The 15,235-nt window shown below is 66.5% G+C and carries 13 protein-coding genes; 7 read left to right on the plus strand and 6 right to left on the minus strand.

All coding sequences use genetic code 11. The annotated features are described in order from the left end of the window. Positions 1-211: 211 nt before the first annotated feature. Positions 212-1,033 carry a posphoenolpyruvate synthetase regulatory kinase/phosphorylase PpsR gene (ppsR, locus tag ACODSU_RS10150; RefSeq protein WP_015013375.1) on the minus strand — a complete coding sequence of 274 codons (822 nt, stop codon included), beginning with the start codon at positions 1,031-1,033 and terminating at the stop codon, positions 212-214. 264 nt (positions 1,034-1,297) lie between these two features. On the opposite strand from ppsR, the gene ppsA reads away from it, so the two are divergent. From ppsA to ACODSU_RS10170, 4 genes are all read left to right on the plus strand, one after another. Then, on the plus strand, positions 1,298-3,688 hold the full coding sequence (gene ppsA / locus ACODSU_RS10155; RefSeq protein WP_488842109.1) for a phosphoenolpyruvate synthase: 2,391 nt from the start codon (positions 1,298-1,300) through the stop codon (positions 3,686-3,688). Positions 3,689-3,764: 76 nt separating this feature from the next. Continuing rightward, entirely contained in the window at positions 3,765-4,109 is a 345-nt protein-coding gene (locus ACODSU_RS10160) for a DUF4212 domain-containing protein (protein ID WP_422849634.1), read from the plus strand. Then, positions 4,102-6,198, plus strand: coding sequence for a VC_2705 family sodium/solute symporter (locus ACODSU_RS10165; RefSeq protein WP_422849187.1), 2,097 nt, complete (start codon positions 4,102-4,104; stop codon positions 6,196-6,198). The genes ACODSU_RS10160 and ACODSU_RS10165 overlap by 8 nt, the downstream gene beginning before the upstream one ends. A gap of 123 nt (positions 6,199-6,321) precedes the next feature. Then, positions 6,322-6,837, plus strand: a complete 516-nt coding sequence (locus ACODSU_RS10170; protein ID WP_343734323.1) for a hypothetical protein — start codon at positions 6,322-6,324, stop codon at positions 6,835-6,837. A gap of 142 nt (positions 6,838-6,979) precedes the next feature. On the opposite strand, the gene ACODSU_RS10175 is transcribed toward ACODSU_RS10170, so the two are convergent. The 3 genes from ACODSU_RS10175 to ACODSU_RS10185 form a co-directional block, all read right to left on the minus strand. Then, the gene (locus ACODSU_RS10175) at positions 6,980-7,339 is read right to left on the minus strand and encodes an FKBP-type peptidyl-prolyl cis-trans isomerase (protein ID WP_488842111.1); all 360 of its coding nucleotides are present in this window, start codon (positions 7,337-7,339) and stop codon (positions 6,980-6,982) included. Positions 7,340-7,494: 155 nt separating this feature from the next. Beyond that, positions 7,495-7,803 (minus strand): winged helix-turn-helix transcriptional regulator, encoded by a 309-nt coding sequence (locus tag ACODSU_RS10180; protein WP_015013381.1) that lies wholly within the window; start codon positions 7,801-7,803, stop codon positions 7,495-7,497. Between the two features lie 205 nt (positions 7,804-8,008). After that, a complete protein-coding gene (locus ACODSU_RS10185) occupies positions 8,009-8,911 on the minus strand; it encodes a LysR family transcriptional regulator (RefSeq protein ID WP_099729820.1) in 903 nt (300 codons plus the stop codon). Positions 8,912-9,030: 119 nt separating this feature from the next. Here ACODSU_RS10185 and ACODSU_RS10190 point away from each other — a divergent pair, with 119 nt between their 5' ends. The 3 genes from ACODSU_RS10190 (at position 9,031) to ACODSU_RS10200 (ending at position 12,362) form a co-directional block, all read left to right on the plus strand. Next, the gene (locus ACODSU_RS10190; RefSeq protein ID WP_488842112.1) at positions 9,031-10,008 is read left to right on the plus strand and encodes a hydroxymethylglutaryl-CoA lyase; all 978 of its coding nucleotides are present in this window, start codon (positions 9,031-9,033) and stop codon (positions 10,006-10,008) included. 23 nt (positions 10,009-10,031) lie between these two features. Then, positions 10,032-11,246, plus strand: coding sequence for a CaiB/BaiF CoA transferase family protein (locus tag ACODSU_RS10195; protein ID WP_488842114.1), 1,215 nt, complete (start codon positions 10,032-10,034; stop codon positions 11,244-11,246). Between the two features lie 105 nt (positions 11,247-11,351). Next, positions 11,352-12,362 carry a tripartite tricarboxylate transporter substrate-binding protein gene (locus ACODSU_RS10200; RefSeq protein WP_488842174.1) on the plus strand — a complete coding sequence of 337 codons (1,011 nt, stop codon included), beginning with the start codon at positions 11,352-11,354 and terminating at the stop codon, positions 12,360-12,362. Between the two features lie 203 nt (positions 12,363-12,565). Here the strand turns inward: ACODSU_RS10200 and ACODSU_RS10205 are convergent, their stop codons facing one another. Both ACODSU_RS10205 and ACODSU_RS10210 read right to left on the minus strand, forming a co-directional pair. Beyond that, positions 12,566-14,140 carry a methyl-accepting chemotaxis protein gene (locus ACODSU_RS10205; RefSeq protein WP_488842116.1) on the minus strand — a complete coding sequence of 525 codons (1,575 nt, stop codon included), beginning with the start codon at positions 14,138-14,140 and terminating at the stop codon, positions 12,566-12,568. A 49-nt stretch (positions 14,141-14,189) separates the two neighbouring features. Then, positions 14,190-15,218 (minus strand): Bug family tripartite tricarboxylate transporter substrate binding protein, encoded by a 1,029-nt coding sequence (locus tag ACODSU_RS10210; protein WP_488842118.1) that lies wholly within the window; start codon positions 15,216-15,218, stop codon positions 14,190-14,192. Between the last annotated feature and the right edge of the window lie 17 nt (positions 15,219-15,235).

A 15,235-nucleotide genomic window follows, 5' to 3' on the forward strand; every position in this document is an offset into this window, starting at 1 on the left:
CGCTGCGTCTTGCAGTGCCTGCCGTTTTGTCTTTGAGCGGATTTTTGAACAAAAACGGGCGCAAGCGCTAGTGCATCATGCCTCTGAAGCTATCAATTTAATAGCTTTTCGCGGCAGCATTGCTGGAACCGTGAGCTCCGAGCCTGGGGGCCAAAGCGCAGGCGCCATGCTGAACCTGGTTGCAGTGCACGCCAGGGTCAGTACACCAGCCTCAATACACCAGCCGCTCCGGCCGCACTTCCTGCAGGATGGTGGTCGCAATCTCTTCGATGGACTTGGTGGTGGTGGACAGCCACCGGATGCCCGCGCGGCGCATCATGGCCTCGGCCTCGGCCACCTCGGCGCGGCAGTTTTCGATACTGGCGTATTTGGAGTTGGGGCGGCGCTCGGCGCGGATCTCGGCCAGACGGTCGGGGCTGATGGTCAGGCCGAAGATCTTGCTGCGAAACGGCACCAGGGCAGGGGGCAGCTGGCGGCGCTCGAAGTCTTCGGGGATCAGCGGGTAGTTGGCCGCTTTAAGGCCGCACTGCATGGCCAGGTACAGGCTGGTGGGGGTCTTGCCGCTGCGGCTCACGCCCACCAGGATCACGTCGGCACCGGCCAGGTCGCGGTTGCTCTGGCCGTCGTCGTGGGCCAGGCTGAAGTTGATGGCTTCGATGCGGTCGGTGTATTCCTTGCTGCGGCTCACGTCGCTGAAGCGGCCCACGCGGTGGTGCGACTTGATGCCCAGCTCCTGCTCCAGCGGGTGCACAAAGGTGCCAAACATGTCCAGCAGCATGCCCTTGCAGCCGTCCTGGATCACTTTAAGCACCTCCATGTTGACCAGGGTGGTGAAGACGATGGGCTTTTTGCCCTCGACCTCGCCGGTGTGGTTGATTTGCCGCACCGCCTGGTGGGCCTTGTCCACGGTGTCGATGAAGGGCAGGCGCACATGGCGCGGCTTCATCTCAAACTGGGCCAGGATGGCGTTGCCGAAGGTTTCGGCGGTGATGCCGGTGCCGTCAGAGACAAAAAATACGGTGCGCGAGTGCATGGAGCCCCTTTTTTTGGATGCGGCTTGCGCTAGCGGGGTGGACACCACCAAAAGGTGGCAATGACCCGTTTTGCGTCAGTCGCGTGAAAGCGTCAGCCCGTTGCCAGAAGCTCGGGCCTACAATTGTCACAATTATCCAATTCTCACCATGCACCGCGTCGGCCCACAACCACAACGACAAAGCCTCAGGCCGTGCATGGCCGCCTGCCAGGAGCCATCCAGGGCCCGGCACGCAGACCCGGTTTCAACTTCTGGAGCTTTCCCATGTCTGCACTTTTCAGCCCGACCGCCCTGGTCGTACCGTTTGAAAACCTGAGAATGACCGATGTCGAGGTCGTTGGCGGTAAAAACGCCAGCCTCGGCGAGATGATCTCCCAACTGCCGCAAGGCGTGCGCGTGCCCACCGGGTTCGCCACCACCGCCCACGCGTTCCGTGAATTCCTGGCCTACGACGGCCTGGCCGACCGCATCAGCGCCAAGCTCAAGAGCCTGGACACCGAAGACGTGCGCGCCCTCGCGCAGGTCGGCGCCGAAATCCGTGCCATGGTCGAGGCCCAGCCCTTCCCGGCTGACCTGCAAAAGGCCATTGCCGACGAATTTGCCAAGCTGAGTGCTGGCAACCCAGCTGCCTCGTTTGCCGTGCGCTCGTCCGCCACAGCCGAAGACTTGCCCGACGCATCGTTTGCCGGCCAGCAGGAAACCTTCCTGAACGTGGTGGGCATCGACGAAGTCATGCACAAGATGAAGGAAGTGTTCGCGTCGCTGTACAACGACCGTGCCATCTCCTACCGCGTGCACAAGGGTTTCGAGCACGACGTAGTCGCCCTGTCGGCGGGTGTGCAGCGCATGGTGCGCTCCGACCTCGGCGCTGCCGGTGTGATGTTCACCATCGACACCGAATCCGGCTTTGAAGACGTGGTGTTCATCACCAGCAGCTACGGCCTGGGCGAGACGGTGGTGCAGGGCGCCGTGAACCCCGACGAGTTCTACGTGCACAAGCCCATGCTCAAGGCGGGCAAGAAGGCGCTGATCCGCCGCAACCTGGGCAGCAAGCTGATCCAGATGGTGTTCTCCACCCCCGAGGAAAAGGCCGCCAGCGGCAAGCTGGTCAAGACTATTGATGTGCCCACCGAGCAGCGCAACCGCTACTCGCTGACCGACGCCGACGTGGAGCAACTGGCCCGCTACGCGCTGGTGATTGAGCAGCACTACGGCCGCCCCATGGACATCGAGTGGGGCAAGGACGGCACCGACGGCCAGCTCTACATCCTGCAGGCCCGCCCTGAGACGGTGAAGAGCCAGGCCAAGGGCCAGGCCGAGCTGCGCTACAAGCTCAAGGGCCACGGCACCGTGCTGGCCGAGGGCCGCGCCATTGGCCAGAAGATCGGCACCGGCCCCGTGCGCCTGGTGCACAACATTTCCGAGATGGACAAGGTCCAGCCCGGTGATGTGCTGGTGACCGACATGACCGACCCCAACTGGGAACCCGTGATGAAGCGCGCCAGCGCCATCGTCACCAACCGGGGCGGCCGCACCTGCCACGCCGCCATCATTGCGCGCGAGCTGGGCATTCCGGCGGTGGTGGGCTGTGGCGACGCGACCGAGCGCCTGAAAGACGGCACGCTGGTCACGGTGAGCTGCTCCGAGGGCGACACGGGCAAGATCTACGACGGCCTGCTCGAAACCGAAGTGACCGAAGTGCAGCGCGGCGAGATGCCCCCCATCCAAACCAAGATCATGATGAACGTGGGCAACCCCCAGCTGGCTTTCGACTTTGCCCAGCTGCCCAACTCTGGCGTGGGCCTGGCTCGCCTGGAGTTCATCATCAACAACAACATTGGTGTGCACCCCAAGGCGATCCTGGACTACCCCCAGATCGACGCCGACCTGAAGAAGGCCGTGGAATCCGTGGCCCGTGGCCACGCGTCACCCCGTGCGTTCTATGTGGACAAGGTCGCTGAAGGCGTGGCGACCATCGCCGCCGCCTTCTGGCCCAAGCCCGTCATTGTGCGCCTGTCGGACTTCAAGTCCAACGAATACCGCAAGCTGATCGGCGGCAGCCGCTATGAGCCCGAGGAAGAAAACCCGATGCTGGGCTTCCGCGGCGCCGCCCGCTACATCAGCGAAGACTTCGGCGAAGCCTTTGCGATGGAGTGCGAGGCATTGAAGCGCGTGCGCAACGACATGGGCCTGACCAACGTGCAAGTGATGGTGCCCTTTGTGCGCACGCTGGGCCAGGCCGAGCGCGTGACCAAGCTGCTCGCATCGCATGGCCTGCAGCGTGGCAAGGACGACCTCAAGGTCATCATGATGTGCGAAGTGCCCAGCAACGCCATCCTGGCCGAGCGCTTCCTGGAGTTCTTCGACGGCTTCTCCATCGGCTCCAACGACCTGACCCAGCTCACGCTGGGGCTGGACCGCGACTCGGGCCTGGAGCTGCTGGCGCAAGACTTTGACGAGCGCGACCCCGCTGTGGAGGCACTGATCCACCAGGCCATCAAGGCCTGCCTGGCCCAGGGCAAGTACATCGGCATCTGCGGCCAGGGCCCCAGCGACCACCCCGACTTTGCGCAGTGGCTGGCCAAGGAAGGCATCTCGTCGATCTCGCTCAACCCCGACAGCGTGATTGCCACCTGGCAGCAACTGGCAGGCTGACGCACCGACCGGGCTGCCCTGTGCACCATGTGCCCACTGCACCACCCGCCATCGCGTCCGTGATGCCGCGCCCGTGATGCCGTTGCAGCAGCCCGCCAACCGCCCCGCCGACGCCGAGATGGCGGGGCCGTTTCCCCCCGATTTGCACGACGTGCGCCACCTGTGGCTCAAGGCAGGTTTGCTCCTGCTCTGGGCCCTGGTGTCGTTTGGCTCCACCTACTTCGCCCGCGACCTGCAGGTGCTGGTGGTGGGGGGCTGGCCCCTGGGCTACTGGATTGCGGCGCAGGGTGCGGTGCTGGTGTTCATCGCGATCGTGGTCGCTTACGGCTGGGCCATGAACCGTTTTGAGCGGCAGGACCAGCAGCAGCGCGAGGCGCTGGAGCTTTCCGCCCCTGCCGCAGAAGACCGCGCCCATGGCTGAGCGCAAGCCGGGCAGCGCTGCGGCGGACCGCGCCTATTTGTGGCGGTTGCACCGCATCCTGGCGCTGTACGTGGCGGGGGTGCTGGGTTTTCTGGCCCTGATGACCTGGGCCGAGCACCAGGGGCTGTCGCGCCACTGGATCGGCCCGATTTTTCTGTTCCTCACCGTCATGGTGTACGCCGGCATCGGCGTGTACGGCCGCACGACCGACCCCGAGGACTATTACGTGGCGGGGCGGCGCATTCCGCCCATGTACAACGGCATGGCCACGGCGGCCGACTGGATGAGTGCGGCGTCCTTCATCAGCCTGTCGGGCGCGCTGTACCTGCAGGGCTTCTCGGGCACGCCAGGGCAGGCCGGTGGTTTGGCCTATCTGCTGGGGTGGACAGGGGGCTTCTGCCTGGTCGCCATGCTGATTGCGCCGCACCTGCGTGCCATGGGGCTGTACACGATTCCCGATTTTTTCCATGTGCGTTTTGGCGGGCGCTGGCCGCGTGTGATTGCTGCGCTGGCGGCCGTGTTGTGCTCGTTCACTTACGTGGTGGCGCAGATCTACGGCGTGGGGCTGATTGCGTCGCGCCTCACGGGCGTGCAGTTCGAGATCGGCATCATGCTGGGCCTGGGCGGGGTGCTGCTGTGCTCGTTCCTGGGTGGCATGCGGGCCATCACGTGGACGCAGGTGGCGCAGTACGTGGTGCTGCTGCTGGCGTTCATGATCCCGGTGTCGTGGCTGGCGTACAAGCAGCTGGGCAACCCGCTGGCGCCGTTGGTGTATGGCGCGCAGATCAGCAAGATTGCCGACCTGGAGGCGCAGCTGCTCGACTCCCCGGCCGAGCACCAGGTGGTACAGGCCTACCTGCAGCGCGCCAAAGACTTCGAGGCACGCCTGCAGGATGTGGAGGCTGCCCTGGAGCGCGAGCGTGAGAAGGGCCGTGAGCGTATCCGGGCGCTGCGTGCGCAGAACGCCGATGTGGGCCTCATCGTCTCCGCCAGCCGCGAGCTGGCCGCGCTGCCGCGCGATGCGGCTTCGGCCCGCGAGCGCTGGACCCGCGAGATGCGCGAGAACTACGAGCGCGCGCGCCCCCTGGGCGGGCTGCCGCCCCACAGCCAGGCCTATGCGGGCGACCCCCATGGCACGCCGGAGGAGCAACGCGACTACGAGCTCACGCGCCGCAACTTCCTCGCGCTGATGTTCTGCCTGATGGTGGGCACCGCGGGGCTGCCCCACCTGCTGACCAGGTATTACACGTCGCCCACGGTGTCGGCGGCGCGCGCGTCGGTGGGCTGGTCGCTGTTTTTCATTGCACTGCTGTACCTCAGCGCGCCCGCGCTGGCGGTGTTGGTGAAGTTCGAGGTCATGCAGAATCTGGTGGGCAGCAGTTTCGAGGCCCTGCCCACCTGGATGGCCCAATGGGCGCGGGTGGACAGCTCGCTGCTGTCGGTCGAAGATGTGAACGGCGATGGCCTGATCCAGTTTGGCGAGATCCGTCTGGGGGCCGACCTCATCATGCTGGCTACGCCCGAATTGGGCGGGTTGCCCTATGTGGTGTCGGGCCTGGTGGCGGCGGGGGGGTTGGCAGCGGCGCTGTCCACGGCCGACGGTTTGCTGCTCACCATCAGCAATGCGCTGGTGCGCGATCTCTATTTTCAGGACACGCGCCGCCAGGCGTCGCCTGAGCAGCGCGTGATCTTGACCAAGTTCACGCTGCTGGCCGTGGCCTTGTCGGCTGCGTTTGTGGCGGCGCTCAAGCCGTCCGAAATTTTGCCCATGGTGTCGGCCTCGTTCTCGCTGGCGGCATCGGCCTTTGTGCCGGTGATGGTGTTGGGCATCTTCTGGCGGGGCACCACGCGGCAAGGCGCGGTGGCCGGCATGCTGGGCGGACTGGCCATCACGGTGTACTACATGCTGTCGCATGTGCCGGCCATGCAGGTGCTGCCGCGTTGGCTGCTGGCCGACGGGTTGTGGTTTGGCATCCAGCCCATCTCGGCGGGGGTGTTTGGGGTGCCGTGTGGCCTGCTTGTGACCCTGGTGGTCAGCTGGATCACCCGGCCTGCGCCGCCGCTGCCCCGCATCCGCTCGGAGATGTGAGGGTGGGCACTGCGCGGGGGTTATGTGTAAACCCCGATTTGCAGAGGTGCCAAAACATGGGATTCTGGTTTGCGGGTGATAGCCTTGCGGCCTTCCCCACCCTTGCTCATAACTAGGAGACTCATGGTTCTCGTCAAAACCCCCGCAGGCCAGGAAGCACTCAAGGACCGCCACGGCAGCCTGAGTTCACGCCAGCGCTCGGCCTTCATTCTCTTTGACGGCAAGCGCACCACGGGGGAGATTTTGGCGGCCACGGCGGCCATGGGCATCACGCAGGACGACGTGCAGGCCATGATTGCTCAGGGGCTGCTGGCACCGGTGGGTGGGCAGATGCCTGCGGCAGCAGCCAACCCGGTGGCCGGCCCCGCCACCCCTGCCTTGGCAGAGGCTCCTGCCACCGATTTGGGCACGGTGGCGTCGCCGGTTGAAGGCTCGGGACGCTCTCCCATGGAGCGCTACAAGGCGGCCTATCCCATCGCCACCGAGCTGACGGCAGGCCTGGGTTTGCGGGGGTTTCGGCTGAACCTGGCCGTGGAGGGAGCCGGCAGTTTTGAAGACCTGGCCGCCCTGGCCCCTAAGATCCGCGAGGCGGTGGGTGATGCCAAGTTCGAGCGGCTGGACAAGGCGCTGTTTGATTGATGCTCTGGGATTTTGGCGCGCTCTGGCTGGATAGGAGCTTGGGGCTCAAACTCTGCAGACCGTTCGCCAGACAGGCGAGCATGAAAAAAGCGGCCCGAGGGCCGCTTTGTTTTTGCCGATGCAGACCGGAAGGGGGCTGAGATCAGCGGCCCACCTTCAGCAGTTCCACGTCGAACTTGAGCGTGGCGTTCGGGGGGATCACGCCACCCGCACCACGGGCGCCATAGCCCAGGGCAGCCGGGATGATCAGCGTGCGCTGGCCGCCGATCTTCATGCCTTGCACGCCTTCGTCCCAGCCCTTGATGACCATGCCGGCGCCCAGTGCAAATTCAAAGGGGTCGTTGCGGTCGCGGCTGGAGTCGAACTTGGCGCCTTGCTCGCCGTTGTTATACAGCCAGCCGGTGTAGTGCACCGACACGTTCTGGCCCTCGGTGGCTTCGGCGCCTTCGCCCACGGTGGTGTCTTCGTATTGCAGGCCGGATGCGGTGGTGGTCAGTGCCATGGGAATTCCTTGGTTGCTATTAAAAATATAGCTTCAGGCGCATGTATTGATTGCGCTTGAAGCTATTTTGATCCCCATTTTAACGAAAGCCCCGCGCGGAGGTCCGGCGGGGCTTTTCCCTGCGGGGCAGGGCAAACGGGGGAGGGGGAGAGCGCTCAGGCCTTCTTGGCGCGGCCTGCGACCCAGCGGGTGGCAAAGGCCTGCACGTCCGACAGGCGCTTGAGCAGGTCAGCGCCCGAGGGGGTGACGGTGTAGCCGTCGCTGCCATGGTCCACAAAACCGGCTTCGCGCAGCTCTTTGATGCGGGTGTTCAGCGTGTTGGGGGTGATGCCACCCACGCTGTCCTGCAGCAGGCGGAACGTCTGGGGGTGGCCGTCCTTCAGGGCCCACAGCACGCGCAGCGCATAGCGGCATTCAAGTTTCTCGAAAAGCTGGTTGATGGAAGCATTTTCTTTGGAGCTCATGGACGCTTCTCCTCGCGCAAGTGTTGGATCTGGATTCAGTGCGGGCGGCCGTCAACCGGGCCCGCTGATGCGCTGAGACTATAGCGCGGAACCCATTTTGCTACAAGTTTAGTAGCTCAGAACGCACAGCACACATGCGCTAGTGGCGAAAAATACAATGTTGCGTATCAAACTGTTGCGACAGGGCCACGGTTTTTGGCCCCCGTCAGCTGCGCCCCAGCCCCGCCAGATGCGCGACCAGCAACTGGGCTGCGGGGGGCAGCCACTGGGCGCTGCGGTAGCAGATGGCAAAGCGCCGCTGGGCCCAGGGGTCGCTCAGCGGGACGATGCGCACCGGTGCCAACTGGGCAAACGGCTGGGCCACTTCGCGCGGCACCACGCTGATGGCGAGGTTGGCGCGCACCACCCGCAGGGCGGCGTCAAAGTTGGACACCAGCACGCGGTGGGCCAGCATTTTCCCTTCTACCGCAGCGGCGCGCGCCAGCAGCACCTGCACTGCACTGAGCGCGGGCATGCTGACGAATTCGTGCTCCAGCACGTCGGCAAACCGCACGCTCTGCAGCTGGGCCACGGGGTGCGACTCGTGTGCCACCACAGCCAGGTGGTCGCTGCGGTAGGCGCTGGTTTCCAGGCCCGACAGGTCGGCCGCGTCCCAGCAGATGCCGATGGACGCGCTGCCGTCGCGCACGCCTTGCACCACGTCCGGGCTCACGCGTTCTTCCAGGCTGATCTGGATATTGCGGTGCGCCGGGTCTTGCAAGAAGGCCGCCACGTCGTCGGCCAGCGACTCAGCCATGACCGAGGCCGTGACCAGCATGCGCACATGGCCGCGCGTGCCGGTGGCGTAGGCCGCCATGTCGCGCTCGATCTGCCCTACGCTGGCCAGCATGGTGCGGGCGTGCTCCAGCAGCGTCTCGCCCGCCGGGGTGGGCACCACGCCCCGGCGCTTGCGCAGCAGCAGCGGCGTGCCCACGGTGTCTTCCAGCTGCGCCAGCCGCTTGCTGATGGCCGAGCCCACGATGGACTCCTGCTCCGCCACGCGCGCAATGCTGCGCTGCTCGCACACGGCGGCAAACAGGCGCAGGGTCTGCAGATCCAGGTCGCGCATGGCAAACCTCCAAGTATTGTGATGTTCCGTTTGGGAATGTTATGGCTTCCGAGATGTATTTTCTGATTCATTCGGGAATTTTTAGAATCTTGCCCAGACCCACCCCAAAGAGACATCCCGTGCGCACCTCCCCGATCCCGTCTGACTTGCACCCCCCGGCGGCCCGCGCCACCGTCCGCGAAGTCGGCCTGCGCGACGGCCTGCAAAGCATCGCCACGGTGGTGCCCACCGCGCACAAGATTGAATGGATCAACGCTGCCTACGCCGCCGGCCAGCGCGAGATCGAGGTGGGCTCCTTCGTGCCCGCCCGCCTGCTGCCCCAGCTGGCCGACACGGCCGAGGTGCTGGCCCACGCCAAAACGTTGCCCGGTCTGGTGGCCTCGGTGCTGGTGCCCAATTTCAAAGGCGCCGAGCGCGCGCTGGAATGTGGTGCCGACCTGATGGTGGTGCCCTTGTCCGCCAGCCACGCCCACAGCCTGGCCAACCTGCGCAAGACCCCCGACGAGGTGGTGGCCGAGGTGGCCCGTATCCGCGCGCTGCGCGATGCCAGCGGCCGCCGCACATTGATCGAAGGCGGCGTCGGCACGGCCTTTGGCTGCACCCTGCAAGGCGAGGTGGCCGAGAGCGAAGTGCTGCGCCTGATGCAGGCGCTGCTGGACGCAGGTGCCGACCACGTGAGCCTGGCCGACACCGTGGGTTTTGCTGACCCGGCCTCGGTCGCCCGGCTGTTTGAAAAGGCCCGCGCCCTGGTGGGCGACCGCCTGGCCTGCGCGCATTTCCACGACACGCGCGGCATGGGCCTGGCTAACGTCTATGCCGCCTGGCAGGCAGGCATCACGCGCTTTGATGCCTGCCTGGCGGGCATCGGCGGCTGCCCGCACGCGCCGGGCGCCAGCGGCAATGTCACCACCGAAGACCTCGTGTTCATGCTGGAGCGCATGGGCATCGCCACCGGCATCGATGTGACTGCGTTGCTCGCGCTGCGCCAGCGCGTGGCCGGATGGCTGGCGGGCGAGACCCTGCATGGCACCCTCTGGCAGGCCGGGCTGCCGCAGAATGCCGCACCCGCCGTGCTGCGCGAAGCAGCAACGGCCTGAACCCCTTTCTGAACGCTCTGAACATGCACGACACATCCGCCCCTCTCTCGTCCCCCCGCCTGCCGCTGGAAGGCCTGCGCGTGGTGGAGTTCACCCATATGGTCATGGGCCCCACCTGCGGCATGGTGCTGGCCGACCTGGGGGCCGAGGTCATCAAGGTCGAGCCGGTGGACGGCGACCGCACCCGCCACCTGCTGGGCGCGGGCGCGGGCTTCTTCCCCATGTTCAACCGCAACAAGAAGAGCATCGCGCTCGACCTGCGCAGCCCCGAGGGCCTGGCGGTGGCGCGCAAGCTGGCCGCATCGGCCGACGTGGTGGCGCAAAACTTCAAGCCCGGCGTGATGACCAAATACGGCCTGGACTATGCCGCGCTCAGCCAGGTCAACCCGCGCCTCATCTACGTCAACCACACCGGCTTTTTGCCCGGCCCGTACGAGCACCGCACGGCGCTGGACGAAGTGGTGCAGATGATGGGCGGCCTGGCCTACATGACCGGCCGCCCTGGCGACCCGCTGCGCGCAGGCAGCAGCGTGAACGACATCATGGGCGGCATGTTCGGCGCGATTGGTGCGATGGCGGCGCTGATGCAGCGCGGCATCACCGGGCGCGGGCAGGAGGTGGACTCGGCCCTGTTCGAGAACAACGTGTTCCTGGTCGGCCAGCACATGATGCAATACGCCGTCACCGGCAAACCGGCCGCGCCCATGCCCGACCGCATCTCGTCCTGGGCCGTGTACGACGTGTTCAGCGTGAAGGACGGCGGGCAGATCTTTTTGGCCGCCGTGAGCGATGCGCAGTGGCAGACCTTCTGCGACGCCATGGGCTATGCCGACCTGAAGGCCGACACCGGCCTGGCCACCAACAACGACCGCGTGCGCGCCCGCCCCACGCTGATGCCGGTGCTGCGCGAGCGGCTGGCACAGCACACGGCCGACGAACTGGCGGCCATCTTTGAGCGCCACGGACTGCCGTTTGCGCCCATCCGCCGGCCCGAAGAACTGTTTGACGACCCGCACCTGCAGGCCACCGGTGGCCTCGCCGACATCACGCTGCCCGATGGCGAACGTGCCGGGCAGACCGCGCAGATCACGCTGATGCCGCTGCGCATGGACGGCCAGCGCCTGGATGTGCGCTGCGACCCGCCCCGCCTGGGCCAGCACACGGCCGAGCTGCTGCAGGGCCTGGGCTACACGGCCGATGAAGTGGCCGCGCTGCAGGCCAGCGGGGCCATTGCCTGATTTTTCCTTGACGACCGGGGCTCCTCACGCGGCGCAGACCGCAGGCCCCGGATTCCAACCCCACTACCGGAGACAACCGTGCCCCAGCTCACCCCTGCTTTTGACATGCACCGCATCGCGCCTGCCCCGCACGGCCTGCCCACGCGCCGCCAGGCCCTGGCCACCGGCGCCGCCGCGCTGGCGGCTGCGGCCTGGGGCCTGCCGCGCGTGGCGCGCGCCCAGGGCGACGGCAAGCCGCTGCGCGTGATCCTGCCGCTGTCGGCGGGCTCAGGGGCTGACGGCGCCATCCGCGCCATCAGCACCAGCCTGGCCAAGGCGCTGGGCCTGCCCATCGTCATTGAGAACCTGCCGGGCGCGGGTGGCATCACCGGCACCACGCAGATCGTGCGGGCGCCCAAGGACGGCTCGGTGATCGGCGTGGTGTCCAACAACCACGTGGTCAACCCCAGCGTGTACAAGAACATCCCGTTCGACTCGTTGGCCGACATCACGCCCATCACCATCCTGGGCGCCACGCCGTTTGTGCTGGTCGCGCACCCTGCGGTGCCCGCCAAGACGGTGCAGGAGCTGATTGCCCTGGCCAAGTCCAAACCCGGCGTGCTCAACTACGGCTCGTCGGGCAACGGCACCATCCTGCACCTGGGTGCGGCGATGTTCGTGGACCAGGCCAAGCTCGACATCAAGCACATCCCCTACCGGGGCATGGGCCCGCTGATGAACGACATCCTGGGCGGGCAGGTGCAGCTGGGCGTGGTGGCAGTGGCACCGGCGGCCGCGCACATCAAGGCGGGCGCATTGCGCGCCCTGGGCGTGACCACGGCCACCCGCGTGGCGGCATTGCCGGGCGTGCTCACCATTGCCGAGCAAGGTCTGCCGGGCTATGAGCTGGATGGGTGGATTGCCCCGGTGGCGCCCGCAGGCTTGCCCAAGGCCGAGCTGGCGCGGCTGTACAACGGCTTCAAGGCTGCCATGGACATGCCCGAGGCGCGCGACGCGCTGATTGCGCAGGGCTACGAGATCAAGCTCACTCCGCCCGAGCCAGCAGCCGCCTTCTTCCGCAGCGAAGCGGCGCGCATGGCACAGGTGGTGAAGAACGCCAACGTGAAGATCGACTGACGCAGCGCAGAGAGAGGCCGCCTGCGGCGTGTTTTTGCAGGGCGTCAGGCCGGTTTTTAGGGTTTTGGGGCGCTTGCGCTAGTGCAATATGCCTGAGTAGCTATTGTATTGATAGCAATCGCATGGGTGCCGGGGCCCTGCGCCCCCAGGGCTGCGGCGCCATCGCAGGGCAGTGTGAGGGGCAACAGCCTTGCGGCCCCGCATCAGGCGCGCGGCGCGGGCAGTGCAGGGTGGGCGTGGCGCAGGCGGAACACCTCCACGGCCTGCACCAGTTGCTGCGCTTGCCCGCTCAGGCTGCCTGCGGCGGCGGCGCTTTCTTCGACCAGGGCGGCGTTCTGCTGTGTCGCCTCGTCCATGCGCACGATGGCCTGCGTCACGCGCAGCATGTCGCTGGTCTGCGCGGCGCTGGCCTGGCTGATCTCTTCCATCAGCGCGCTCACGCCCTGGATGGACGACACCACCTCGGCCATGGTGGTGCCTGCATTGCGCGCCAGGTCCGAGCCGGCCTGCACGCGCTCCACGCTGGTCTGGATGAGCTGCTTGATCTCGCGCGCGGCGCTGGCGCTGCGGGTGGCAAGGTTGCGCACCTCGCTGGCCACCACGGCAAAGCCCCGGCCCTGTTCACCGGCGCGTGCGGCCTCGACGGCGGCATTGAGCGCGAGGATGTTGGTCTGGAACGCGATGCCGTCGATGACGCCAATGATGTCGGCAATGCGGCGCGAGCTGTCCTGGATGCCCTGCACCACCTCCACCATCTGCGTGACTACATCACCGCCCCGCTGCGCCACGGTGGCGCCGTTGCGTGCCAGTTCGTTCGCGCGCTGGGCGTTGGAGGCGTTCTGTTGCACGGTGGACTGCAGCTGCTGCATGGACGAGGTGGTCTCGTCCAGCGACGAGGCCTGTTCTTCGGTGCGATGGCTCAGGTCGGCGTTGCCCTGGGCGATTTCAGCGCTGGCGCTGGCCACGCCCTCGGCGTTGCTGCGCACGCCGGAGACCACGTTTTCGAGGTTGTCTTGCATGGCCCGCAGGGCCTCCAGCAGGCGCGCGGGCTCATCCTTGCCCTCGACCTCGATGCGGGTGGTCAGGTCGCCCGCCGCCACCTTGTGCGCCACCGACACCGCCACACCCAACGGGCGCACCACTGACCGCGTCAGCAGCCAGCCCGCGCAGGCCCCCAGCGCCGTGACCAGTGCAAGTGCGACCAGGCTGCTGAACAGAGCACGCCGGGCGTCTTGCGCGGCCTCCTGGGCGATGGCCGCACTGCTCGCGGCCACCTGCTGGCTCAGCTCGGTGAGCAGCTTGGCGGGGCCCTGGTCGATGTCGGCCACGTCCGCATCGCCGGCCGACGGCACAAAGCCGAGCGACTGGAACACCTCAAAGCCTTTGCGGTAGCCCTGCGCCATCTGCGCGTGGGCCTGGGTGAACTTTTGCAGCGCGGCCTTTTCCTGCGCGTCGGTCAGCTGGGGCTCCAGCGCCTTGGCGGCATCGGCTACCCGCTTTTCACTGGCCTGGAAGGCGTTCCAGTGCAACTCGCGCTTGCGGGAGTCTTCGCCCCGCAGCAGGGTGTTCTTCCACTCCAGTACCTGGGTCTTGAACTCGCTTTCCATGCGGCTCACGGCACGCTCCTGCGCGACGCGCTGTTGCACCGTGGTGTCGTAGGTGCCCAGCGTTCGGTACAGGGCGGCGATGCCGAACAGCGCGGCCCCCAGCAGCAGGGCCAGCACCAGGCCCAGGGCCGTTGCCATGCGTGCGCCGATGGAGTGGTGGGACATTTTCATCAGAGGCTCCAAAGGTTCTGCAGTGGGCCCGGAGGGCCTGGTGGTGAGATCAGACCTTCAGCTTGAGCAAATAGACCATCACGCGGGCGGTGGTGAGGTCCAGTTCCATGAACTCTGCCAAATCCTTGCCGGTGAGCCAAGAGGGTTCCCACCGGTTCTGTTTGAGCGTGCGCAGCCAGGATTCGTGGTGGGTGGCGGCCTCGACAGCGGCCAGCATTTCCGCAGCGCGCGCGGTGGGCACGCCCTTGCCGGTGAACACGCCCCGCCAGTTCGCCATCACGGCGTCCAGCCCTTGTTCGCGGAACGATGGCAGACCAAAGACGCTGCGGCGCGACGACACACCCACCGCACGCAGCTTGCCGCTGGCAATCGCATCGTTGAACTCGCTGTAGCCCGACAGGCCCAGCGCTGCGTTGCCCGACAGCACGGCCTCGACCACCTCGGCACCACCGGGGAAGGGCTTGTAGACCAGCCCTTCGGGGTTGGCCTTGGCCGCACGCGCCAGCACGCCCGCGTAGATGTGGTCCACGCCACCGGCCGAGCCACCGGCAATCGGCACGGCCTTGAGGTCGGCACGCATTGCATCGGCCAGGTCCTTCGTGGTCTTGATGGGCGAATTGGCGGCGACGGCCGCCACCAGGTAGTCGCTGGTGAGTCGCGCCAGGGGCTGGATGTGGGTCATGTCCACCGCAGGCTTTTGCAGCGCTACGGCGCCCAACATCACCATGCCGCCCATCAGCAGCGTGTTGGGGTCGCTGCTGTACTTTTCGGCGTACTTGGCCAGGCCAATGGTCCCGCCCTTGCCGCCGATGTTTTCGTAATCCACCTGGTCCGCAGCACCGGCTGCGACCATGGCGGCGCCCAGCGCGCGGCCTGTCTGGTCCCAGCCGCCACCGGCATTGGCCGGGATCACGATGCGCACGGTGCCCGCCAGCTTGGCTGCCTTGGCGGCTGTGGGGGCAGGGCGGGCTGCCCCGGCAGCGCTCTGCGCCCAGGCGGAAGGGCCAAGCGTGCTCCAGGCCAGGGCGGTAGCGACAGATTGGGCGATGGCCCGGCGGCGGTCGATGGCTGCAGACATGAAAAGTCCTTTGACAA

The organism is Acidovorax sp. FG48 (assembly GCF_057809085.1).

What these genes read in the sequence shown, in the direction of transcription:
- ppsR (WP_015013375.1), bottom strand. Translation starts at nt 1,033, where the DNA reads ATGCACTCGCGCACCGTATTTTTTGTCTCTGACGGCACCGGCATCACC.
- ppsA (WP_488842109.1), top strand. Translation starts at nt 1,298, where the DNA reads ATGTCTGCACTTTTCAGCCCGACCGCCCTGGTCGTACCGTTTGAAAAC.
- ACODSU_RS10160 (WP_422849634.1), top strand. Translation starts at nt 3,765, where the DNA reads ATGCCGTTGCAGCAGCCCGCCAACCGCCCCGCCGACGCCGAGATGGCG.
- ACODSU_RS10165 (WP_422849187.1), top strand. Translation starts at nt 4,102, where the DNA reads ATGGCTGAGCGCAAGCCGGGCAGCGCTGCGGCGGACCGCGCCTATTTG.
- ACODSU_RS10170 (WP_343734323.1), top strand. Translation starts at nt 6,322, where the DNA reads ATGGTTCTCGTCAAAACCCCCGCAGGCCAGGAAGCACTCAAGGACCGC.
- ACODSU_RS10175 (WP_488842111.1), bottom strand. Translation starts at nt 7,339, where the DNA reads ATGGCACTGACCACCACCGCATCCGGCCTGCAATACGAAGACACCACC.
- ACODSU_RS10180 (WP_015013381.1), bottom strand. Translation starts at nt 7,803, where the DNA reads ATGAGCTCCAAAGAAAATGCTTCCATCAACCAGCTTTTCGAGAAACTT.
- ACODSU_RS10185 (WP_099729820.1), bottom strand. Translation starts at nt 8,911, where the DNA reads ATGCGCGACCTGGATCTGCAGACCCTGCGCCTGTTTGCCGCCGTGTGC.
- ACODSU_RS10195 (WP_488842114.1), top strand. Translation starts at nt 10,032, where the DNA reads ATGCACGACACATCCGCCCCTCTCTCGTCCCCCCGCCTGCCGCTGGAA.
- ACODSU_RS10200 (WP_488842174.1), top strand. Translation starts at nt 11,352, where the DNA reads ATGCACCGCATCGCGCCTGCCCCGCACGGCCTGCCCACGCGCCGCCAG.
- ACODSU_RS10205 (WP_488842116.1), bottom strand. Translation starts at nt 14,140, where the DNA reads ATGAAAATGTCCCACCACTCCATCGGCGCACGCATGGCAACGGCCCTG.
- ACODSU_RS10210 (WP_488842118.1), bottom strand. Translation starts at nt 15,218, where the DNA reads ATGTCTGCAGCCATCGACCGCCGCCGGGCCATCGCCCAATCTGTCGCT.